This is a genomic window from Sutcliffiella horikoshii (assembly GCF_019931755.1).
In the GTDB taxonomy this organism is placed as follows: domain Bacteria; phylum Bacillota; class Bacilli; order Bacillales; family Bacillaceae_I; genus Sutcliffiella_A; species Sutcliffiella_A horikoshii_E.
In genome coordinates, this window is record NZ_CP082918.1 from 595,025 (window position 1) to 616,713 (window position 21,689).

The 21,689-nt window shown below is 39.0% G+C and carries 21 protein-coding genes, 1 pseudogene and 1 riboswitch; of the genes and pseudogenes, 19 read left to right on the forward strand and 3 right to left on the reverse strand.

The features are described from left to right. The first annotated feature begins 137 nt into the window (after positions 1–137). From K7887_RS03220 to K7887_RS03265, 10 genes are all read left to right on the forward strand, one after another. Positions 138–365 carry an HTH-like domain-containing protein gene (locus K7887_RS03220; RefSeq protein WP_223492153.1) on the forward strand — a complete coding sequence of 76 codons (228 nt, stop codon included), beginning with the start codon at positions 138–140 and terminating at the stop codon, positions 363–365. A 20-nt stretch (positions 366–385) separates the two neighbouring features. Then, positions 386–691 (forward strand): hypothetical protein, encoded by a 306-nt coding sequence (locus tag K7887_RS03225; protein ID WP_223492154.1) that lies wholly within the window; start codon positions 386–388, stop codon positions 689–691. Between the two features lie 141 nt (positions 692–832). Continuing rightward, on the forward strand, positions 833–1,498 hold the full coding sequence (locus K7887_RS03230; RefSeq protein ID WP_223492155.1) for a YwqG family protein: 666 nt from the start codon (positions 833–835) through the stop codon (positions 1,496–1,498). A 31-nt stretch (positions 1,499–1,529) separates the two neighbouring features. Continuing rightward, complete coding sequence (locus K7887_RS03235; protein ID WP_223492156.1) at positions 1,530–1,847, forward strand: hypothetical protein; 318 nt, start codon at positions 1,530–1,532, stop codon at positions 1,845–1,847. Then, positions 1,828–2,325 carry a DUF3895 domain-containing protein gene (locus K7887_RS03240; protein ID WP_223492157.1) on the forward strand — a complete coding sequence of 166 codons (498 nt, stop codon included), beginning with the start codon at positions 1,828–1,830 and terminating at the stop codon, positions 2,323–2,325. The genes K7887_RS03235 and K7887_RS03240 overlap by 20 nt, the downstream gene beginning before the upstream one ends. 718 nt (positions 2,326–3,043) lie before the next feature. After that, positions 3,044–3,904 carry a hypothetical protein gene (locus K7887_RS03245; RefSeq protein ID WP_223492158.1) on the forward strand — a complete coding sequence of 287 codons (861 nt, stop codon included), beginning with the start codon at positions 3,044–3,046 and terminating at the stop codon, positions 3,902–3,904. After that, on the forward strand, positions 3,897–5,393 hold the full coding sequence (locus K7887_RS03250) for a hypothetical protein (protein WP_223492159.1): 1,497 nt from the start codon (positions 3,897–3,899) through the stop codon (positions 5,391–5,393). The genes K7887_RS03245 and K7887_RS03250 overlap by 8 nt, the downstream gene beginning before the upstream one ends. Before the next feature lie 570 nt (positions 5,394–5,963). Then, on the forward strand, positions 5,964–6,566 hold the full coding sequence (locus K7887_RS03255) for a GNAT family N-acetyltransferase (protein WP_223492160.1): 603 nt from the start codon (positions 5,964–5,966) through the stop codon (positions 6,564–6,566). A 62-nt stretch (positions 6,567–6,628) separates the two neighbouring features. Further along, entirely contained in the window at positions 6,629–7,048 is a 420-nt protein-coding gene (locus tag K7887_RS03260) for an HIT family protein (protein ID WP_399209656.1), read from the forward strand. Positions 7,049–7,071: 23 nt separating this feature from the next. After that, positions 7,072–7,881 (forward strand): SLATT domain-containing protein, encoded by an 810-nt coding sequence (locus K7887_RS03265; protein ID WP_223492162.1) that lies wholly within the window; start codon positions 7,072–7,074, stop codon positions 7,879–7,881. Positions 7,882–7,976: 95 nt separating this feature from the next. On the opposite strand, the gene K7887_RS03270 is transcribed toward K7887_RS03265, so the two are convergent. Next, on the reverse strand, positions 7,977–8,420 hold the full coding sequence (locus K7887_RS03270) for a VOC family protein (protein WP_223492163.1): 444 nt from the start codon (positions 8,418–8,420) through the stop codon (positions 7,977–7,979). 269 nt (positions 8,421–8,689) lie between these two features. On the opposite strand from K7887_RS03270, the pseudogene K7887_RS03275 reads away from it, so the two are divergent. The 3 genes and pseudogenes from K7887_RS03275 (at position 8,690) to K7887_RS03285 (ending at position 12,257) form a co-directional block, all read left to right on the forward strand. Beyond that, a pseudogene (locus K7887_RS03275) lies at positions 8,690–10,397 on the forward strand (LXG domain-containing protein). A 22-nt stretch (positions 10,398–10,419) separates the two neighbouring features. Beyond that, a complete protein-coding gene (locus K7887_RS03280; RefSeq protein WP_223492164.1) occupies positions 10,420–10,896 on the forward strand; it encodes a hypothetical protein in 477 nt (158 codons plus the stop codon). A 210-nt stretch (positions 10,897–11,106) separates the two neighbouring features. Next, a riboswitch (purine riboswitch) is annotated at positions 11,107–11,209 on the forward strand. Between the two features lie 163 nt (positions 11,210–11,372). Then, positions 11,373–12,257 (forward strand): 5'-methylthioadenosine/S-adenosylhomocysteine nucleosidase, encoded by an 885-nt coding sequence (locus K7887_RS03285; RefSeq protein WP_223492165.1) that lies wholly within the window; start codon positions 11,373–11,375, stop codon positions 12,255–12,257. Between the two features lie 77 nt (positions 12,258–12,334). On the opposite strand, the gene K7887_RS03290 is transcribed toward K7887_RS03285, so the two are convergent. Together K7887_RS03290 and K7887_RS03295 are read right to left on the reverse strand one after the other, a co-directional pair. Continuing rightward, a complete protein-coding gene (locus tag K7887_RS03290; protein WP_223492166.1) occupies positions 12,335–12,685 on the reverse strand; it encodes a hypothetical protein in 351 nt (116 codons plus the stop codon). Between the two features lie 192 nt (positions 12,686–12,877). Then, positions 12,878–13,963 carry an endonuclease gene (locus K7887_RS03295; protein WP_223493569.1) on the reverse strand — a complete coding sequence of 362 codons (1,086 nt, stop codon included), beginning with the start codon at positions 13,961–13,963 and terminating at the stop codon, positions 12,878–12,880. Between the two features lie 813 nt (positions 13,964–14,776). Here K7887_RS03295 and ltrA (K7887_RS03300) point away from each other — a divergent pair. From ltrA (K7887_RS03300) to ltrA (K7887_RS03325), 6 genes are all read left to right on the forward strand, one after another. Beyond that, positions 14,777–16,027, forward strand: coding sequence for a group II intron reverse transcriptase/maturase (gene ltrA, locus K7887_RS03300; protein WP_223492167.1), 1,251 nt, complete (start codon positions 14,777–14,779; stop codon positions 16,025–16,027). Between the two features lie 291 nt (positions 16,028–16,318). Further along, positions 16,319–16,684 (forward strand): helix-turn-helix domain-containing protein, encoded by a 366-nt coding sequence (locus K7887_RS03305; protein ID WP_223492168.1) that lies wholly within the window; start codon positions 16,319–16,321, stop codon positions 16,682–16,684. 4 nt (positions 16,685–16,688) lie between these two features. Then, positions 16,689–17,480 (forward strand): ImmA/IrrE family metallo-endopeptidase, encoded by a 792-nt coding sequence (locus tag K7887_RS03310; protein ID WP_223492169.1) that lies wholly within the window; start codon positions 16,689–16,691, stop codon positions 17,478–17,480. After that, the gene (locus tag K7887_RS03315) at positions 17,467–18,303 is read left to right on the forward strand and encodes a hypothetical protein (RefSeq protein ID WP_223492170.1); all 837 of its coding nucleotides are present in this window, start codon (positions 17,467–17,469) and stop codon (positions 18,301–18,303) included. The genes K7887_RS03310 and K7887_RS03315 overlap by 14 nt, the downstream gene beginning before the upstream one ends. A 522-nt stretch (positions 18,304–18,825) precedes the next feature. Next, positions 18,826–19,626 carry a reverse transcriptase domain-containing protein gene (locus tag K7887_RS03320; RefSeq protein WP_223492171.1) on the forward strand — a complete coding sequence of 267 codons (801 nt, stop codon included), beginning with the start codon at positions 18,826–18,828 and terminating at the stop codon, positions 19,624–19,626. Positions 19,627–20,132: 506 nt separating this feature from the next. Further along, the gene (ltrA, locus tag K7887_RS03325; protein ID WP_223492172.1) at positions 20,133–21,377 is read left to right on the forward strand and encodes a group II intron reverse transcriptase/maturase; all 1,245 of its coding nucleotides are present in this window, start codon (positions 20,133–20,135) and stop codon (positions 21,375–21,377) included. Positions 21,378–21,689: the final 312 nt, after the last annotated feature.

The following is a 21,689-nucleotide window of genomic DNA, read 5'->3' on the forward strand; positions in this document are numbered from 1 at the left end:
CCACATCTCAACCTTATGCAGTTCTTTGAAGGTAGTTATGATCACTAGGCCAGGCCTAGAAACGTTGCTTTATAAAACATTGAAAAAGCGGAGAGATGGATTGGCTAATTAATAAAAATTATGGGGAGAAATAATTTATGAATAAAAATGAACTGTCTAAGATTCTTTACGAAATGTATACAAGTGCCCCAGAAGGTGAACAAGTGGCCAATATTCATCTTTTTGGAGTAAAGTATGCTGATTATATTATAAAGAGTAACTACAAGGCTACTGAAATTGTAAAACTATCCGGATTAAAACCTTCATACTCGACTGAAGTAAGTAAGGGTATTCGACTCTCAAAGTATGTTGTACCAAAAGTTTAATTTTGTAAGGAGGGCTATTAATGAAAGTTAAAGAAGAGTTGAGGTGTGACCTTCTTAACATTTACAAGACTGCTAAGCTAGAATGCAATTATAACGCATCTAGATTTTTGCAAATGCTATCTAGTAATGAGGATTCAATAACTATAACTAAGAAATTGGTGCTTTCTAATGTACCTTCTGATGGGTTTACTAAACTTTGGGAATTAAAAAGACTGGATTTAACAGTGGAAGCGTTAATTTACGAAAACGAACGCTATCAACGATTTTTCACAGAGTCTGAATTGGAATTTATTAAGGATAAGTTAGTAAGCTACGGTTATATTTAAACAAGGTTGGTGACAGCGCTGTCACCGCCTTATTCCTCATTAAAGCTTAATATTTGTTAGTACTAGAATTAATCTATTAACAGGAATAAGTAGGAAGTTGTTGAAAGTAGATTGAGAGAATAATAGTGAGGAGGAATCGTGTTGAAAGCCAAATTAGGCGGCTCCCCAGACTTTCCTGCTGGTTGGGAGTTCCCTTGTTATGAAGACAACTATCTTACTTTTATGCTTCAAGTCAATTTGTCTGAAGCCAAGCCTTATGACAAAGATAATTTGTTGCCTGAGAGCGGTATATTGTATTTATTTTATGAGGCATTGGAGCAGCCTTGGGGATTTGATGGAGATGAGGGATGCTTTAAGGTGCTTTATTATGATGGAGATTTAGGAGGCTTGGAGAGGAAGGAAAGTCCGAGTAGTAGGACGGATTTTGTTGCGTTTCCGGCGTTCCAACTTTCGTTTGAGAATATAGTGACATTGCCGGAAAGTCCTGAGAATCTGGATTTTGCAGATGATGATGAAGAAGCGAATTACTTTGATTTCCGTCAGGAGCTAGTGCAGCCAGAGGACAGGGATGGCAAAGTGGTGCCGGCTCATTATATGTTGGGCGCGCCGTTGAATATTCAGGATGATGTGTTGGAGGAGCTTTTTGAAGATGGAAAGGATCCGGTGCTCTTGTTCCAGATTGATTCGGATGAGGAACTGGCAGATGTCATGTGGGGAGATAGCGGCATGCTGTACTTCTGTATGGAGAAAGAGGACTTGATGGAGAAGCGGTTTGATCGGGTGAGGTTTACGTTGCAGTGTTTTTAATGTGGAAATTCGAAACACAGGAGGGGAATGAATGCTTTCACAATCAGAACGTGATTCCTTGTTGGAAACTTTATCAGAACCTCAAAAAGAGTTTATCGTGCACTTTATGAAGCGAGGAAAGAGGACGCAATTCTCTAACCTTATTGCTAAGTGGAAAGCCGAAACGAAAAGTGGAGAGGGTGCTGAGGATACAGCGAGTAATTGGGAGTTAATAGATTATATCGATGCAGGACCAGATTGGAGCGCGGCAGGATTGCAATGCGAATGTGGGAGAAAGCTTAGGAGGCAATATATTGTATCTAACACAATAACTGGTGTAACGCATAAGTTTGGCAGAGCGCGAAGATAATGAGCAAGCTAAAAGATTCAAGCAACAGAAGAGATTAAAGGATATAAAACGTATTCCTACAGAAAATATCTTAAGTAAAGTAAGGCAAGAAAACTCATATGAACCTAGTGAAAAAGAACAAACAGAGCAACCTCTCCCTGTACCTAATCGCAACATGAAATCAGTAGACTTCAAAAAAATGAGACTCTCCCTTCCCAGGAAACATCAAGATGCTGTAAGAGACATTATTAACAAGTGGAATTCTGACGATATAAGCACGCTCGCTATCTGCTGGGAGTTAATGAATAACTATGGTGCCAATAGCGAAATGTATGCAACAAATAAGAAGCCGAAAATTTACATGGATGTTCAGTTATTGATGAATGTTCTAGTAGAGAAAGGCGTACTTAAACTAACTTCTAAAAGTCTGGATAATTGCTCGTACTCTATTCTATCAGGTGTTAAGTCTGCGGAAGATCAGCAATTAAATTTGTTTTAGGGAGGAGTAATGTGTTGAATTTTGAAAAGTTGAAAGATGCTGGTGAAGGATACATCGTAATTACTGATAAACCTACTAGTAGATTTAAAGAGTTTTACTACAAAGGTGGTAGATAACCATGAGGAAAATGGCTCTTACTACTGGTTTAGTGATAAAAAGATGCAGTGTCAGTAACGAATGTTGATGAATGCTTAGTTTGTAACGGGAAATAAATTTAAAGTGCTTACTGTCATATTGAAATGTACCTCTACTGACATAATATTATCACCTAATGAGTAAGTGCAACACAGATTGACAGACTGTTTACCACTTCATAGATTATTCATTGTATTACTTAGTAGACGTATACTATGCAAAATAAAATATTCTACTTTAGAAAATTTTGTGAAGAATTTTATTTAAAGTATAGGGATTTTATGGAATTATAAAGAAAAATTAACCATATAAGAGGGTTTTACCAATCCTCATCGAATATATTATGCAAAATACAATCAATATTAGATTCTGCATATGGCGAGGGTGCCTTACTTGAGGCAGCAAAAAATAGGATAAGAGATTGTACAGCTTAGCTTATTGAAAGAGTATTTTGAGCAGAATGATATTGTGCCGATAAAAGGGGCAACTACATATTGGTTTATAGATGAGGTTCTTAAGCTTGACTCAAGCAAAGAAGATTAAAATTCTACTACAGTAATAAACTATGAGGGAAGGTAATCCCATGTTTAATGCAAAGTTAAGAAAAAATGCAATCGACAATTATAATGCAGCGGTAGAACGTTATGAAAAAGTCGCCAATGGTTTAGGTGAAAATACGAATGTTCTTTATAAAGAGCGTGAAAAAGCTTTAAAACTTGTAAAATTTATAGAAGAACGAATAAATAAATTAGCAAACACTCCCAAGGAATTCAAAGTAACACTTAAAAAAATTGAAATTGAAGTGGAGAATTTTAAGACAAAACAACAAGAAATTAAAAAGGCAGAAGTTGAAGCTAAAGCAGCTGCTGGAGGTTCTGGAGCGGGTGCAACTTTAAGTGCTCTTGGAGTTGCTGTAGCGACTATGGGTCCAACAGCAGCAATGGGCATTGCCACTACTTTTGGTGTTGCATCAACAGGTACTGCTATCTCGACTTTATCAGGAGCCGCTGCGACTAATGCTGCATTGGCATGGCTTGGTGGTGGTGCATTAGCAGCGGGTGGTGGTGGAGTGGGTGCAGGTAGTGCATTCCTCGCACTAGCAGGACCAGTAGGTTGGACAATTGCTGGTGTTATGCTTGCAGGTTCGGTTGGTTCAGGCTTGTATGCCAGTCATAAAAACAAAAAAACTGCGGAAAAGCTAATTGCTGAGAGAGAAAATCTCGAGAAAATAATTAGAAAATTTAACAATATGAACTCAGAAGTCAAGGCTTTGGTGGAAACTACCAACACTCAAATTACTGGAGTGTCTAAGGCAGAGAAAACTTTGATTGGGAGTGATTATAGTCAATTCACCAAAGATGAAAAACTACGAGCTGGATTGCTTGTGAATTCAACTTTAACTTTGGCACAACTAATCAATATGGAGCTAAAATTAGATGCTTAGTGAAAAGACTATTGATAATAATGTTGAACAAGGGATTGCATCATATGTCGATTATTTAAATACTATCCGATTAACAGATCTGATGAATACATTAGACTCAATTCTTACTAGTGAAACAGTTAAATTATCAGACTTAGCTACTAAATCAGCAAATGCATTATCAAATCTAGATTGGGCGAAAACAGAAATCGATAATCTTATCAAAAATAATCGTGGTGGAGATACTGGACTACATGGTTTTATTTCAGAGCTTGCTGAAACGGGTATAAGAAATGCAAGAGATATTTATCAAGGACTACAGAAAAGTGTAGTCCTATTAAATGATAATGGACCTGCAGATATTCTACTTCGAGGCAAAGAAGTGCAAATGAAGTTTTATGCAAATATCTTAAAAGAGATTAAGCAAGCTTCCAATTATAATAAAATGGGTATTATTTTTCCAAAGGACCATGTGGACGTCATTGAAAAAATTATGAGCGGAGCAAAATCTGTAGAGTTTAATGGAAATATCTTGTCTAACTCCCAAATCAATAATATTAGAAAAGCCATTGAAAGTGAGAGTGCTCTTCGTGGCGTTTTTTATGATAAATGGTTGGAATCATCAGTTCTTGAATATAAAGAAGTTCAAAAAGGAACAATTGACCAGACGTTATCAAGGGAAGTAAATGACATAAATAATCAAACTGCTCAAAAAAAATCTGATATTAAAAAAGAAGCGGATAGCGATAGATTAAGAGCCCATCAAGAAGCACAGCCAAGTTTCGGAGAAGCATCTAAAGTTGCTGGAATAGGTGCAACAGTACAAGGTGGGTTCAATCTAGGGATCTTTGTCTATCAAAAGCATAAAGATGGAAAAGAAGTCTGGGATTTTGATATGGAAGATTGGAAAGAGTGCGGACTCAGTACAGCTAAAGGTGCTATTAAAGGTGGAATTTCTGGATATGCAATATATGGATTAACCAACGTTTGTCACCTTGCTGCACCAAGTGCTGGTGCAATTACTTCAGGAACTTTTGGGTTAAGTAATGCCATTGTCAAATTTAGAAAAGGTGATGTTGATAGCGATGGATTTATTGATTTAGTAACACTAAATGCCATTGATGCAACAGGTGCTGCTATTGGTGCTGCTATAGGGCAAGCAGTTATACCATTTCCAGTTGTGGGTGCTTTAGTTGGCTCAATCGTTGCAACCACAGCACTAAGTCTTGGAAAAGGAGTCCTAAGCAAACGCGAAATAGAAGTTATTAATCTTTATCAAGAAAAAATTAATGCATTTGTTGATAAATTGGACAAAGAATTCCTAGTAAAACTTGAAGAGCTTTTGAATAAATATCTTAAACTCGGGGAATTCCAGCAATACTCGTTTGACTTCAATATCAATGTTCAGCTAAGATTTGTTTCTTCTATTAATTTAGCGAAGTCAGTAGGAATCCCAGAGAAAAGTATTCTCAAAAATGAAGATGAAATTGATGAATACTTTCTATGTTGATTTGTTCCCAAACACGACCATTAATAGAAATGGGGCATAAAAATTCGATTTTGATAACTATTCTTACCTCTCAAGGCATGTTGAGTGTGGAAACATTCTAATAAAATTAATGGCGGTTTAACCATAAACCTCGGTAAGTACTTTTACCAATGCCGTTTTGCCTCTTAGATAACAACGGTTAATCATACCACAAGTTAGGTAATCTTAATTAATCGTCATTTTTCTGAAAAGGTTTATAAGTTAAACAATGATTGCTGAACAGTACATCGAAACGAATGTGGAAAACCTATGGTTAATTCCTCCGTAAAGATAAGAAGGAGTATGCTTTTTCCCTTCACAAACATTGACAGACTATGTAAGTGTGTTTGCGTATAGTGGTGAAAAAGATGGCAAGAGTGGTAAAAGCTCTTGGTTGTATACAGATTAGAACAAGAGGAATGGGGAATGGTCTATTAGGCTATTCCTCTCTTTTTATGAAAAGGAAAAAACAGGATTTATGCAAGTTGTGTCGAAATGTGAAATATAGAATAGTAGGGATTAGTAATCTTCGGTCCACTAAAGAGGTGCATAGTGATTACATATATCGGAACACCAAAGCTAGAAACAAATCGATTAATCCTGGAAAAGTTTGAGCTCAGTGATGCCCAGAAGGTGTTTGATCACTGGATTTCAGATGAGCGGGTGACAGACAATCGAGTGAGTGCGGCGCATACAGATGTTTCACAAACGGTGGAGAGAGTGGCGGGTATTGTGTCGCAATATGAGAAGGAAGATTTTTGTTATTGGGCAGTGAAGTTGAAGGGTAGTGGAGAGCTAATTGGCGAGATTGATTTGTATGACTTTGATGAGGCAACCGGAAATTGCGAAGTGAGTTATTCCCTCGGTTACCGGTGGTGGAATCAGGGGTATGGCACGGAAGCGTTGCGAGCCGTGATCGAATTTGGCTTTCGGCACATGAATCTTCATAAGATTGCAGCTGCACACAACACCGACAACCCAGCGTCCGGGCGCATCATGAGCAAGGCAGGGATGGTGCAAGAGGGGATTGTGAGAGATATGATCCGGAATTCCAAAGGTCAGTATAAGGATTGTGCGATTTATGGGATTTTGGCGGGGGAGTATTTTAGTAAGGGGTTGGGGGATAAAGGGTTTATTTTGAATGTGAAGGGGTGAGAAAAGTGGCACATGAAGACTGCCTAGGCTGCCGATTAGCCAACAAAAGCGAAAACATCTATATGGTCTACGAAGATGACTATGTCATATGTTTCCTAGACCACGACCCGTTTAATGAGGGACATACCTTAATCTTGCCGAAACAACATTTCCTAGATGTCGACGAACTCGATGAGGAGACCGCAAATGCCATTATGAAAGCTTCTATTTTAATATCCAAAGCGTTGAAGTGCCTCTACCAACCGGACGGCATTACCATTAACCAAAATGGTGGGGTGTTTAATGATCTGACTCATTATCATATGCATGTGGTGCCTAGATATAAGGGGCAATGGTTTGGGGATTTTTATAGTGAGGAAGCGGTGGGGGAAGTGGATGTTAGGGAGTTGGAGCAGGTTAGGGGGAGGATGGTTGAGGAAATAAAGGAGATTTCAGGAGCTGGGGAAAGAAATTATAAACTTGATGTAAAGCAAGAGAGTTAACCGAAAAAATAAGGGAGATTAATATGGATAATGGAAACCAATGTAATTATAAACAACAGAGTGCATTAGAATGCGAACAGGAAGATCTATTTAAGTTGTTGCAAGAGCTAAAAAGAAAAGTAAACCTAACAAGAGTTTCGAGACTAAATGCTTCTAAAAGACTCAGAGAAGATCACACTTATTATCAAAAGGTTAGTGTTTATTATTCTGTGTTAATAGCTGGCTTATCAATTTGGTTTATAAGGTTTGGCGTAGATGGTGAACAAGAAATTAGTTATTTATTATCAAACATGCTTTTAGTTGCGTCAATTACCTTGACCTTTTTTTCCATGTACATATCTATTATAAACTTACAAGAACGCGCTTATAGAATGGAGAATAGTCAATTAGAGTTAGGGAAACTGTTAAATGACATTGAACGGGCACTAATAATAAAAGTACAAAGTTTAGAAGAATTAAAAAAACTTCAAAGGAAGTATGAAAATATATTAGTGAGAGTGGAAAATCACGAGGATGTCGATTACTGGATTACAATTGTAAGTAATTCAAAAAGAGAATTGAAGGTGAAGCGGAAAAATACAAATGAGAAGCACGATTTAACAAATGAAGAGGTTGCTGCAACTATTGAAAAAAGCACTGAAAAAGAAGATGAAGGTATTAATAAAAATGAGGAATTGTTTATCGAATATCAAAAAAATATAAAATCATATAAAAATAAGAGGCGGTTTTATAAAGTCGTAGGACTAAGCTTCCCAATTACATTTCCAATAATATTGTTAGGAATGGAAGCATTGTTTAAATGGGCTGCAAAAATTTTCATATCATTAAACTAATATACTACTATATGCTAAGGGACGTCTTAGTTTAATTGAAGCTACAGGCATTCCCCTGTAGCTTTTGATTGTTTCATAGGTTTCACTTATAGTCTTCACACATCCTCAATCACCAACATATTCGATTGATCAAATTTCCAAAACTCTCCATAAGCAACTTCCCAATAGTACCCGTCAAGATCGGTAAAGTAACCGCTATATCCACCCCAGTCTGTTTTCTGTGGCTTTTTCTGAATGGTCGCTCCTGCTGACTCCGCTTTCTTCATGACTTCGTCCACTTCATCTATGGATTTTGTATTATAAGCCAGGGTGATTCCTGGGAAACCTCTTCCGCTCTCAGGAGGTTGCTGCTCATTCACGTCTTTCGCTAATTCATCTATTGGATAAAGCGCGATTCTTGTGCCATCATTCTTGAAAAAGATAATGGCCGGAGCGGATTCTGGTCCTCTGATGGATGTTTCGAAGCCTAACTCTTTGTAAAATTGATGTGCCTTCATGATGTCCTTTGTACCGAGTGTAATGATATTTAAGCGGTTCATTGATTTTCCTCCTTTGTGGTCCCAATAAGGGAACTATTCTACATAGAGGTGGGAAACCCTTTTTGAAATACAGGGCAGACGACATATTCTCTTAAAATAGCTCCTTTCTATATAGGTCAATTCTCTCATTTTGCCATTCTATGCAGGAATTTCTGCAAATAGGTCGAAACGTGATAGTTATGCATATACAGTATTTGTAAAATATTAGCGAGAGGAGGGGAATGATGAAGGTGTTAGATGTGTCATCACTGCATGAGGGAATACGAGGGATGACCCAGCAACTGTCGCAATTAGAAAAACAATTAAATGGCGTGGAAAATAGTATACGATCTTTTGTCGCCTCAAAGGATTCCTATCGCGGTAAGGGTGCCAGCGCGATTAGACGATTTTATGAATACGCGCATCTTCCATTTTTGCAGTTCTTAGCTTCAACAGCTTCAATTTGAGATGGACGGGCTGGAGGGTGATTCCCGCGGATTTATCGATGAATCCTTCCTGTCGAGTGAACTAGAGGACGGCTTGTATCAAATCAACCGAATGGTGGCCGAGCTGACAGGGGAGACGAACGCCCAACTCAGGAGTGTCAGTGACATCGTGCATCTGCCGCGGTTGCAGGATCACCAGTTCCACGAAGGCATGCAGCAAGCCAAACAGTCAGCACGGCAAACAGTGGACAAGCTACACCAGTTCGATCACCAACAAACCCAGTCGTTCACTGCTCTGGTCGAGGACTTAACTCTAATCAAGCGTTACATAGAGGAAATGAACCAGCAGTTTGAATCTGGTAAGATAAACATGAAGAGCTTTTCGCCGGTCATGCTTCAGGATTTGGAGGCATACGGGAAGTTGCAGACACGGCTGTATAATCAGACGGTTATGGAGCGGTGGAATAGTCAGCACTATCCGGAGCTTGGAGTGTTTTATTCGGTGGGGCACCCAGTAGCGTTTGATAAGTGGGTGAACCCGAGTTGTGCGAGGCCGGATCCTAAAGGTGTAGTGGAATCTGGTGTAGATTTTACTAAAGGACTTCTAAAAGGTGGATTTGCTGTCGTCAAGGAAACGGTAGAATTTGCAGGAAGAGTTCTAACCGAACCAGATGAAGTAATTATTGAAACAGTAGATTTTGTGGCAGCTGTTGCGGACGACCCCGGAATACTTCTGGAAATAGGGCAATCATTAATAGATTCATTTAATGATCAAGTTGTTTACGGAACTGCGGAGACTCGTGGAGAATGGTTTGGCTACGCTCTTGCTACCGTGGCGGGAGGGAAAGGGATTACCTCCATACCAAAGATAGCGAAAGCCGGAAAGCTAGGGAAACTGGGAGGCGGTCCCGGAAGACAAATGCAGCATAAAGTGCAACTGATGATAGAAAGTCAGAAAGCCAAACTAAAAGACTTCTCTAATTCAGTGAAAGGCGCCATTAAGACCCAACAAGCAGCGATCAAAGGCACTGCCGCAGGCCTTAAAGCTTCAGGGATCAATAAAGTGCGTGAACTCATGAAGGATTTCCTCCTTCCTAACAACCAATCGCAACTATCACTTGCTGGGGGACCTTATAATACAATTGATAGTGCTAATATTAATAGAAAACTTGAAGATAATAAAAAGGATATTATTGATAGGATTGAGGTTGAAGCGGGTAAGGGTACGAATAAAGATATTAAAAATTATAGAAAAACATTTTTCGATAAATACCCTGAACTTGAAGGTAGTGTAATTGTTCATCATGCAATTGAACAACAAGTTCTTAAGAAATATCCAAATCTTTTTTCACTTGAAGAAATTCATGCCTTAGAGAACCTAAGAGGGATACCCAAAGAGATAAATAGTGATATTCACTTGTCTAAGATAAGAAAAGATTGGAACCGTTTTTATAGAAATCACCCTAATCCTACCAAAGAAGATATGATTAATTACATGATTGAATTAGATAAAAAATATGGGAAAAGCTTTAATCCGCCTTTAAAAAGGTAGTATGTAAAGGAGTAGATTATTAATGGTGTTGTATTTTCTGGAACCAGAAGTTTCTGGTGGCCATGGTGAACAAACAATATATGGAACAGAAGAAAATGTAAAAAAAGATGGCATATCCGGTCAGGTTGAATTTTTGCATTATGAGTTTGAAGGCTGGCTAGGAGACGACCTTATAGAGTCAACACCTACCTTCATAATTTCTAATAATCTCAAAATTGAACTATTAAAGAGCGAATTTAGGGACTATAAGCTTGAAGATTGTTTAATAACAACCTCTGATGAATTTAAGGAATTGTATCCTAACAAAGAGCTACCTTCTTTTACTAGATTTATTCCACTTGGAACAGTAGAAATTGAAGGGGAGAGCTTTAAAAACTGGTCAGGACATCAATTCTCTTTATCGCTAAAAGGAGAATTAGTGGTGACTCAAAAGGCTTTGGAATTTTTAGAGAAGTTCTCAATAGATAATTGTGATATTACTAGACTAAAACAATCATAAGGGCAGATTATTTTTATAATTATGTTTTGCTTGAGGGTCATGATCCTCAAGCTTTTTTGTGTAAAAATGTAATTTGGAGGGAGGGGTAGAGAAAATAACTTCATTTCTATTAATGAAATCTCCAAAAAACGAACATATATATAGTTTATTTTAATTAATATTCGTATTTTGGTTGATGGTCACATGTTCGTTTGTTATATTAGGAAAGTAGTAAAATTAAATATATTTACTCGTATATACTCGGTAATATGGTCTGAGTGTCTCTACCCGGTTCCCGTGAAAGAACTGGACTACGATTTAAAGTATATGGAGGAACAGCTTATTTGCTGGTTCCAACTTTTGAGGCAGGGCTACATGTCTGCGTCGTTATTTATACTTGAACTCGTAGGTGTAGAGGGTAGAAATTATTCTATTTTCTAGGCCTTTTTCTTTTGACCAGAGCAGCAAGAAAATACTACTTAGGAGAGATTACACGTATGAAAAACATTATGGTAAGAAAGTTCGCTTCATTAATATTGATTGCAGTACTGTTAGTGTCGGTATTTGCAGGCTGCAGTTCTGAGACTCAATCAGTAGCAGGTAAGGAAAAGGAAACGCAAAGGCCAATCATGGTTCAAGGGCCGATGCCAATTGAAGCGGAAAAATTTGCAGATAGACTTGAGAACTTAAAGGAAGAAAAATCAGGTTCGTTTGTATTTTACATAGGGACTTTAGATAACTATCCGGTTATCGTTGCAAAAACGGGTAAAGGGATGGAGAATACTGCAGCAGCTACTGCTGTTGCCATTGAGAGATACAATCCGATTGCCATCATCAACCAAGGAACATCAGGCGGACATGATGCAGATCTAAACGTATTTGATATCGTCTTAGGGGAAAGAACGACCAACCTTGGTTCATTAAAAACAGCAGATAAGGATGAAAACCAAGGAATTGATCCAACTGTATGGAAACCGATGGACTTGATGGCTTCTGAGGGAAGTGCAGGTGAAGATCCTAATGCCGAAAAGATTCGTTATTATGAGGGAGATAAAGAGTTGCTAGCAGCTGCCAATGCCGTAATAGATACATACACGGAAGGGAAAATTGTTCAGGGGACAATCGGCTCTGCAGATGTGTGGAATAATGAAGTAGATCGAATCAAATGGTTCCATGAAAAATACGGCACATCCGTAGAAGAAATGGAAGGAGCCGCAGCTGCTCAAATCGCGGGCGCGTATGATATCGCATTTTTAGGCATAAGAATACTCTCCAATAACAAGGTTAACGGAGGCAAATACAACCCGGAAACAGCAGCAGCCAACCAAGGATATGTGTATGAAGTGGTGAAAGAATACATTTCTACTTTGGATGGTGAGTAAAGTATTTAAGATAAGTAGAGAATTAGGTTTGAGGTTAATTGGCCTCAAGCCTTTTTTATATAAGCTAATAGAAAGTATTAGTTGGCTTCCCTTTTTTCCTGTTGCCATCTACGATATAGACGAATACAATCTACTGCCATGAAAATGGTTACACCGCCGAATACGACAAACCCAAAAGGACTCACGTGATCAGTCAAGTACATTATGAGTAGCAATAAACCTAAAAAAATTGGCATCGTCCACAAGTTGCGAATCAATTTTCTGCGAGTGCTAAGTTTGTGGTAGATAAGTGCCGTACCTGTATCTACTTTCGGTTGGTTTCGGTATTTTCGATATATCACGATGTTGAGGATGTTTACTAATCCTAATAATAGAATACTACCAATTAACAGTTGTGATATGTTTAATGTCCCTATCCATTCTTTCATTAAAAATCTCCCCCTTATTAAGCATAAAGGAAGCAGATGCGTGAGTTCAAGAATTTTCCTGTGGGTGCTTTCCCTTTTTAAGGGGCATGCAAAAAAACCATCTCGTGGAGAAACATGAGATGGTTTTTTCTTTTCTATGAAATAGTGCTTCAAACTATCGGTGGGTCGCCGTGCCTGTCCCCTCAACCCGTCCTACCAAATCATCTCCGCAAATTCCGGGTGGTCGATGAATGGGTTGCGATTTCCTTGGTAGTTTTCGAAAATGATATTGTTGCGGCGGATTTCTCTTGCATCCACTGGGTCTTCGGCGTGCCATTGCAGCAGGACGGACAGTTTGCCGTGGTATGGGGCACTGCCGTTGTTTACGTTGTTATTAAGCTCTAAATCTAGCTCCCCGCTGTCTCCTTCATAGCGAACCGCCATATAGAAAATCATGCGTGCTACGTCGCCTTTTACTTCATCACGCGGCTCCCAGGAATCATTGTCATAATAGTTTCCTGGTGCTTCAGCATGCTGGCTTCCGCCGTTATCAAAGTCCAGGTTTCCTCTGGAGGAGTTTACCGTCACATCCGTAGGGCGCAGATGGTGAAGGTCTGTGCCAGGGCCTTGTGTGGTACCGAAGTCACCATGGGATTTTGCCCAAACGTGCTCGCGGTTCCAGTCGTCTACTCCGCCCCCGTTTGTGGTCTTGGATTGAGAACGGCCGGAATATAGTAAAAGAACATTGTTGGCGTTTGCTGGGTCTTCATCTGTATTGCGCAACGCATCCCACACGGCAGCATAGGAGAGTGTCTGGTGATCGTCGATGATGTTATGCAGCGCTGTTTTCAATGCGGATCCTGTTTTTCCTTCTGCAGAACTGTAATACTCATCGTAGCTTGGTGGTGGGTCCGTGGGATCAGTAGGGTCCGTTTGTCCTCCATCCACTACCTCAAAAGCAGAAGCATTTTTGACACCTGAATGAGAGAAGTAAGCTGTTAAAGAACCAGTGACCTTCAGCTTTTCTCCCATTAGGTCTGGGTTGCTCTTCAATCCAAACTCTGAACGGAAGGAAGAAGGAATTTGAACATAAATCATATTGGATGTGCTTGTTTCAGACGGGCTGTCGGCCAACGCTAATGCGTAGTCGTTAGGAAAATTGCTCGTAACCACTGTATTGGTAGCGGTCGGTTGTCCCACTACATAGCCTTCGACAGTCTTAGTAGAACCGTTCTGATTGGAGTTTGCTTGACTGACAGTAAACGGAGAGGTCCAAGTACCGGAACCTGCAGCGCTCATTTTATCAGGTACGGCGTGGGAGCATGCAAGGGTAAAAGCAAATAGGAAAATAAATAAGCCTCTAACTTTTTTGTTTAATTGATTCAAACCGTTTCTCCTCCTCATGGTTGCTTCGTTACATAAATAGCGTACAACAGGAGGTTTGAGAATTGTGTAAATATTGTGTAAAACTCGATAAATGAGGCTTTTAGCATGGGAGGGAAGAATCGAGGGGGAGCCGAGGGGACAGGCAGAGCGACCGAGCCTAGGTCGTGACATATAGCGGGTGGGATTCCCGCCGAGAAAGGATTAGCCATCCACTCGTAGCGAGTCTTGGAGGGTAGTGGGTAACCACTGCCTTTAAGCGTAGACAGTTAGATTGCAGGCCGTAAGCCAATATGGTTGAAGGGATTGAGCTCCGTAACCCCCAGTTAGTAGGGCTGATGCGTTTGCCTGTGCAGAAAGCAACATCACCTAGTTGTAACGGCTTAACAAAGGTGACCTACTCGGAGTCGGTGACCATGGCATGTAATACATTGATATGTTACGGCAACTCGGGAGACCCTGCGGGTCTTTCAAATTTATTTGAGAGTATGGCAATCAAGCGATAAAAAGTGAGTGAGCCAAATGTCGCGTAGGGAGTCGGATAGCCACGTAGTACCAATGAAATCGGGTAATGCTGATGGAGGGAAGGTAGGCTGCCTCAAAATCACCCTTATAGGGAAACATTTACTACACACAGAGGTAGGTTAAACAAATGGAAACAAAACTAGTAAGGATAGCTGAATTAGCTAAAGCTGAACCAAAGATGAAATTACAAGTTTAGCGCATCTTATGAACGAAAACAATCTAAAGCAGTGTCACCATGAACTTCCTAGTAAGAAAGCACCGGGGATTAACGCTACAACCAAGGAGGAATATGAACTCGACCTAGACAGGAATATCTCTAACCTAGTAAAGAGAATGAAATCTATGAGTTATAGACCAACTCCGGTTAGAAGAACCTACATCGGTAAACCTGGAACTACCAAGAAACGACCTCTTGGCATTCCAGAACATGAAGACAAAATAGTTCAAAGAGCCATCTCGAAGATTTTAAACGCAATATACGAACAGGATTTTCTAGACAGCTCATTTGGATTTAGACCTAAACGTAACTGCCATGATGCAATAAAGATATTGAACCATTACATCGACAAGAAACATGTCAACTTTATTGTGGATGCAGATATAAAAGGATTCTTCGACAACGTTAATCACAGGTGGATGATGGAATTTCTAAAAGAAAGAATCACAGATCCGAATCTTTTAAGAATTATAGCTAGATTCTTAAAGGGCGGATATATGGAAGAAGGTCGATTGTTTCCTACTGAAATTGGAACCCCGCAAGGGGGAATCATCTCACCCATTCTTGCGAATGTGTATCTACACTACGTTCTTGACCTGTGGTTTGAAAAAGTAGTAAGGAAAAAGTGTAAAGGACAAGCGTATATCGTGAGATATGCCGATGACTTTGTATGTTGTTTCCAAGTAAAAGAGGACGCGGAACATTTCTACCATTCATTAGTTAAACGGTTAAGGAAATTCAATCTGGAGGTCGCAGAGGATAAAACCAAAATTATACCGTTTGGTAAATACGCAGAACGCAACTTGAAGACGACACTCTTTAAAAAGCCACCTACTTTTGATTTTCTCGGTTTTACCCATTATGGAAGTAGAGGTAAAACTGGAGAATATCTAACGAAGGTTAAGTCTAGTAGTAAGAAAATGAGAGCGAAGCTCAAAGAGTGCAAGGAATGGCTGAAAGCGAATCGTAATAAGGACATTCACGAAGTGAAGAAAAGGTTAGACAGGTCGCTTGTAGGATACTACAACTATTATTGCCTCACATATAATGTGAGGTATGTAGATAACTTCCTAGATAAGATTAAGAAACTTTTCTTCAAGTGGATGAATAGGAGAAGTCAAAAGAAGTCATTCAACTGGGATAAATATAATCTGTTTTTAAAACGTTTTCCGTTTCGTAAACCAAAGCTAAAACATAGTATCTTTGAACTCAAGAAAGAGATTAGCTATATTTTGTGAATGATGGAGAGGAAGAGCCGTGTGCGTTAGTAGCGCATGCACGGTTCTGTGAGGGATAGGGAGTTCAATCCTTATAGGAAAGACTCCCGTCTACTCGACCCGTGACCCATTTTTTTGTGGATATTTATTATTGGGTCGAGGAACCTGTCCTAGGGAAAGAACTGTGTAAAAATTTGTATAAAAAGAGAAGCTTTCGTGTAAAATAATTTTACGAAGTGTAAAAATTATTTTTACAAGTTTTATGGATTTTATTGTATAATGAGAGTGAAGCAAAAGTGGGAGGTGATAAAAATGGCAATATATAACTTCAAGAAAATCATAGGCAGTAATTTACTTTCCTATTTGAAATTACAAGGTTACACTAAGACAGCTTTGGCGAAAATGACTGGAATTTCACGCCCTACACTTAATCAAATATTAGAGGGGGAAAGTCCAAATCCTAAGATATATGAGGAACAAATGCAAAAGATTGCAGAAACTTTCAGTTTACCAGTGGACTATTTCTTAAGAGCACCTGACATACAACAGGAAAAATGGCAAGTCCCGTCTACTCAGTATTCAGATAGATCCACCTCTAGTCGAGATCCACTAACACAAGAACTTTTAAATGATTTGGATGAATTGTTGACTGTTGCTGCTTACTATATAAAGGGGTGAAAAAATGAGAATAACTAGTAATAATCTTGATGATACCATTCAATTAAACCAACAAATTCATCATGAGACTCAAAACCATTTAAAGTATATGCACAGGTTTCTCGCAAAATATGAAATACACTCTCCTGAAAAACTAGGGTTGCAAATTTTAAAAGACAATTATTTAATTCAAATTCCAATTCCTAATTTAGATTGGGGAGGAGCGATAAGGGAACTACCCAATGGTAGAAAAGTTCCAGTAATTAATACTGCACAACCTCGACTGTATCAGTATTTCATTTACTGGCATGAAATATATCATTTAACAGAGGATTTCTCTAATTCTCATGATATCTCAGCAGAATTTGATCTGATAGAACGTAAAGCAGATTATTTTGCAAGTCAGATGCTAATAAGCAAAGATCTTTATAAGTACTTCCTCGACATAAAACATCCTGATTTTGTTTGTAGGGTTGCCATTTGTATGGATACATTTAAAGTGCCGTACAAAGCTATCTTAATTCAGCTTTATGAATCTGCCATTGAGTATGAAAATAAAAAGCTTCAAGAACAAATTAAGTTGAATTTTGATACACCTTTTGATGTACAATCTTGGATAGACATTTTTAGAAAATTGTCTTTGGACGAAAATCTAGTGAAACCTTCCTATATAGTAGATTTCGGGTTGTTAAAATATGAGGTGGTTTCCATAGAGACTTCAGATGATCGTGTTTTTATCGAAACAAAAGAATTTATTGATGCTTTAGAAAAAAAATATCTACTAGTGAAAGGAAAACTAGAAAGTGGGGAGTTATAGGGATTTACGCCAAATAATAAAAGAGAAAAGCAGTAGCCGTATTTTAATTATGGACAATAATAATTTGGAGTTCTGCAGTCAGCATGAAGAGGCGTTTCCTGCCCAAGTGGTATTTGAAAATTACGATATAATTCTTATACCAGAATGGGTTCATCGAGAGATATCACACAGTGAAAAACGATTAGATTATCTTGCAATGATCCCCACCCCCTATTTTATTATGAGTGAGGAAGAAGACTATATTGAGTTGGCTGGTTATCAGGAGCTAAGGTTATTAGAGCTTATTTTTCATGCTGCTTCTTCTATCTCACCTGCAAGAAAGTATTATGCAAAATTAAAAAAGCTTTATAGTCAAAATACAGATCTCCCAGAAAATTGGATAGAAAGCTTTTACGAAGAAGGTTTCGAGAAAAAATGCGAAACAGAATTAAGTAAGAACGCCGGAGAAACTTCAATTTTAGTATTAACATATTTATTACTCCATCATTTCCCCTCATATATTAAAAACATCACCATTTTCTCAAGTGACAAAGGAACCTTAACCATCAAAAATAAAATTATGGACAACCTTCATAAAATGGGGTTGATTCATAATCCAGTAACTCCTGTTAGTTTTATGAGTACAGATATTTTACTTATCGAAGCCCTTAATAAAAAATGGATAACTATAGAAGATGTTGAAGCATTGCGCCCCAATGCGAAAAAAGTAATTTATTCTATTAAACTAGAAAACCAAAGCAGCTCAAGGCATGAGTATGTAATGGATACATTAGAATTTACGGAAGTGCTAAGAGAAATAGACAAGTATCATTTTGAGTTTTGAACCATAGGGACAGGCAGAGCGACCGAGCCTAGGTCGTGACATATAACGGGTGGGATTCCCGTCGAGAAAGGATTAGCCATCCACTCGTAGCGAGTCTTGGAGGGCAGTGGGTAACCACTGCCTTTAAGCGTAGACAGTTAGATTGCAGGCCGTAAGCCAATATGGTTGAAGGGATTGAGCTCCGTAACCCCCAGTTAGTAGGGCTGATGCGTTTGCCTGTGCAGAAAGCAACATCACCTAGTTGTAACGGCTTAACTAAGGTGACCTACTCGGAGTCGGTGACCATGGCATGTAATACATTGATATGTTACGGCAACTCGGGAGACCCTACGGGTCTTTCAAATTTATTTGAGAGTATGGCAATCAAGCGATAAAAAAAGTGAGTGAGCCAAACGTCGCGTAGGGAGTCGGATAGCCACGTAGTACCAATGAAATCGGGTAATGCTGATGGAGGGAAGGTAGGCTGCCTCAAAATTGCCCTTATAGGGAAACATTTACTACACACAGAGGTAGGTTAAACAAATGGAAACAAAACTAGTAAGGATAGCTGAATTAGCTAAAGCTCAACCAAAGATGAAATTTACAAGTTTAGCGCATCTTATGAACGAAAACAGTCTTAAGCAGTGTCATTATGAGCTTCCCAGCAAGAAAGCTCCGGGGATTAACTCTACAACCAAAGAGGAATATGAACTCGACATAGATATGAATATCTCTAAACTTGTAAAGAGAATGAAATCTATGAGTTACAGACCAACTCCGGTTAGAAGAACCTACATTGGTAAACCTGGAACTACCAAGAAACGACCTCTTGGCATCCCAGAACATGAAGACAAAATAGTCCAAAGAGCCATCTCGAAGATTCTAAACGCAATATACGAACAGGATTTTCTAGACAGCTCATTTGGATTCAGACCTAAACGAAACTGCCATGACGCAATAAAGATACTAAACCATTATATCAACAAGAAACACGTCAACTTTATTGTGGATGCAGATATAAAAGGATTCTTCGACAACGTTAATCACAAGTGGATGATGGAATTTCTAAAAGAAAGAATCACAGATCCGAATCTTTTAAGAATTATAGCTAGATTCTTAAAAGGCGGGTATATGGAAGAAGGTCGATTGTTTCCTACTGAAGTTGGAACCCCGCAAGGGGGAATCATCTCACCCATTCTTGCGAATGTGTACCTACACTACGTTCTTGACTTATGGTTTGAAAAAGTAGTAAGAAAACAGTGTAAAGGACAAGCGTATATCGTGAGATATGCCGATGACTGTGTGCCACGAAGGAACACAAAAGCAACTCGAAGAGTTGCATAGTGTAACATGCTGCACAAAAGATGAGGGTGGGCCCCTCGGAATCGCCATACAGGTGGAGATTTCAAACCACCCTAAGGTGCTCTAGGCAAAAGCTAGGGTATTGAGCGTTAGGGAAAAGGCAGTGCAAGACACTGTCAGGTACGTATTAAGGAGACGAAAACCATTGAACCGCTGAAGAAGTATCGAAAGCGTAGAGATGTCATCAAAACTGAGGGGGAGTCGTTAACTCAGGATAAGTTCGGAGGAAACCTGTTTACTGTCCGTTCGGTGACCGGTATAAAGGCGGCGTGAACTTAATATAGGCTTTTGTGTGGAACGTGGGAACCTACGACATGGATGCTAAGGGAGAGATTTCAAGTGGAAGCCCCACAAGAATCAGAGTACCAATGCCATGTATAGGGGCGGAATAACTCGTAGTAGCAATGAAACCTCCTAACGGAGATGGAGCAAAGGGGTTATATTATTCAGTTTTATAAACAAGTCAACCATAGTACTGGGAGGAACTTATGCATAAAACAAAGCCATATGCGATATCTAAAAAGATAGTTTTTGAAGCTTTTAACAGGGTTAAAGCAAATAAAGGGTCAGCAGGAATTGATGAGCAATCTTTAGAAGAATTTGAAAGAAATCTAAAGGATAATCTGTATAAAATTTGGAACAGAATGTCATCGGGAAGTTACTTTCCTCCAGCGGTAAAAGCGGTAGAAATACCAAAGAAAGGTGGAGGTATTAGGACACTTGGAATTCCAACGGTTGCGGATAGAATTGCACAGATGACAGTGAAGTTATACTTCGAACCTTTGGTAGAACCATTCTTTCATGACGATTCTTATGGATACAGACCTAAGAAAAGCGCTATTCAAGCAATAGAGACAACCCGAAAAAGATGCTGGAAGTTCAATTGGGTACTTGAATTTGATATTAAAGGTTTATTCGATAACATCGACCATGAGTTACTGATGAAAGCAGTAGATAAGCATACAGACATTGACTGGGTTAGGTTGTACATCAAAAGATGGTTAACAGCACCATTTCAAACAAATGAAGGAATAAAAGAACGCACCTCCGGCACACCGCAAGGTGGTGTCATAAGTCCGGTGCTAGCAAATTTATTTCTACATTATGCGTTCGATAAATGGATGGCTATTAATCACCCAAGCAATCCATTCGCTAGATATGCAGATGACGCAGTCATCCACTGCAAGACAGAGGAAGAAGCAAAGAATGTGCTCAAATCCTTAAGCGAAAGAATGAATGAATGTAAACTCGAACTACATCCTTCCAAAACCAAAATCGTATATTGTAAGGATGCGGACAGGAAAGAAGATCATGAAAACATAGCGTTTGATTTTCTTGGATACACGTTCAGACCAAGGCTGTCGAAGAACAGGTGGGGGAAACATTTTGTGAATTTCACGCCAGCCATCAGTAACAAATCTAAGAAATCAATTCAGCAAAAAGTGAGAGACTGGAAACTACAATTGAAGGCTGATAAAGAGCTCATAGACCTATCAAATATGTTTAACTCAGTAATTCAAGGGTGGATTAACTACTATGGGAAATTCTACAAATCAGAAATGTACTCCTCTTTAAGGCACATAAACAAAGCCTTAATTATGTGGGCGAGAAGAAAGTATAAAAAGTTATCTCGACACAAGAGAAGGGCAGAACATTTTCTAGGCAGAATATCTAAACAAAATCCTAAACTCTTCAAACACTGGGATATTGGTATCAAACCTACGGCTGAATAATGGGAGCCGGATGAGCTGAGAGGTTCACGTCCGGTTCTGAGAGAGACTACTGGGGAGGTTCCAGTGGTCTACTTGCCTTGTATGTTGTTTTCAAGTAAAAGAGGACGCGGAAAACTTTTACCATTCATTAGTTAAACGGTTAAGGAAATTCCATCTGGAGGTCGCAGAGGATAAAACAAAAATAATACCGTTTGGTAAATACGTAGGACGCAACTTAAAGACTACACCCTTTAAAAAGCCACCTACTTTTGATTTTCTCGGTTTTACCCACTATGGTAGTAGAGGTAAAAATGGAGAATATATAACAAAGGT

Excerpts from the sequence above, each read along its gene's own strand:
- K7887_RS03220 (WP_223492153.1), top strand. The coding sequence starts at position 138 with ATGAATAAAAATGAACTGTCTAAGATTCTTTACGAAATGTATACAAGT.
- K7887_RS03225 (WP_223492154.1), top strand. The coding sequence starts at position 386 with ATGAAAGTTAAAGAAGAGTTGAGGTGTGACCTTCTTAACATTTACAAG.
- K7887_RS03235 (WP_223492156.1), top strand. The coding sequence starts at position 1,530 with ATGCTTTCACAATCAGAACGTGATTCCTTGTTGGAAACTTTATCAGAA.
- K7887_RS03245 (WP_223492158.1), top strand. The coding sequence starts at position 3,044 with ATGTTTAATGCAAAGTTAAGAAAAAATGCAATCGACAATTATAATGCA.
- K7887_RS03250 (WP_223492159.1), top strand. The coding sequence starts at position 3,897 with ATGCTTAGTGAAAAGACTATTGATAATAATGTTGAACAAGGGATTGCA.
- K7887_RS03260 (WP_399209656.1), top strand. The coding sequence starts at position 6,629 with ATGGTCTACGAAGATGACTATGTCATATGTTTCCTAGACCACGACCCG.
- K7887_RS03265 (WP_223492162.1), top strand. The coding sequence starts at position 7,072 with ATGGATAATGGAAACCAATGTAATTATAAACAACAGAGTGCATTAGAA.
- K7887_RS03270 (WP_223492163.1), bottom strand. The coding sequence starts at position 8,420 with ATGAACCGCTTAAATATCATTACACTCGGTACAAAGGACATCATGAAG.
- K7887_RS03280 (WP_223492164.1), top strand. The coding sequence starts at position 10,420 with ATGGTGTTGTATTTTCTGGAACCAGAAGTTTCTGGTGGCCATGGTGAA.
- K7887_RS03285 (WP_223492165.1), top strand. The coding sequence starts at position 11,373 with ATGAAAAACATTATGGTAAGAAAGTTCGCTTCATTAATATTGATTGCA.
- K7887_RS03290 (WP_223492166.1), bottom strand. The coding sequence starts at position 12,685 with ATGAAAGAATGGATAGGGACATTAAACATATCACAACTGTTAATTGGT.
- K7887_RS03295 (WP_223493569.1), bottom strand. The coding sequence starts at position 13,963 with ATGAGCGCTGCAGGTTCCGGTACTTGGACCTCTCCGTTTACTGTCAGT.
- ltrA (WP_223492167.1), top strand. The coding sequence starts at position 14,777 with ATGAACGAAAACAATCTAAAGCAGTGTCACCATGAACTTCCTAGTAAG.
- K7887_RS03305 (WP_223492168.1), top strand. The coding sequence starts at position 16,319 with ATGGCAATATATAACTTCAAGAAAATCATAGGCAGTAATTTACTTTCC.
- K7887_RS03310 (WP_223492169.1), top strand. The coding sequence starts at position 16,689 with ATGAGAATAACTAGTAATAATCTTGATGATACCATTCAATTAAACCAA.
- K7887_RS03320 (WP_223492171.1), top strand. The coding sequence starts at position 18,826 with ATGGAAACAAAACTAGTAAGGATAGCTGAATTAGCTAAAGCTCAACCA.
- ltrA (WP_223492172.1), top strand. The coding sequence starts at position 20,133 with ATGCATAAAACAAAGCCATATGCGATATCTAAAAAGATAGTTTTTGAA.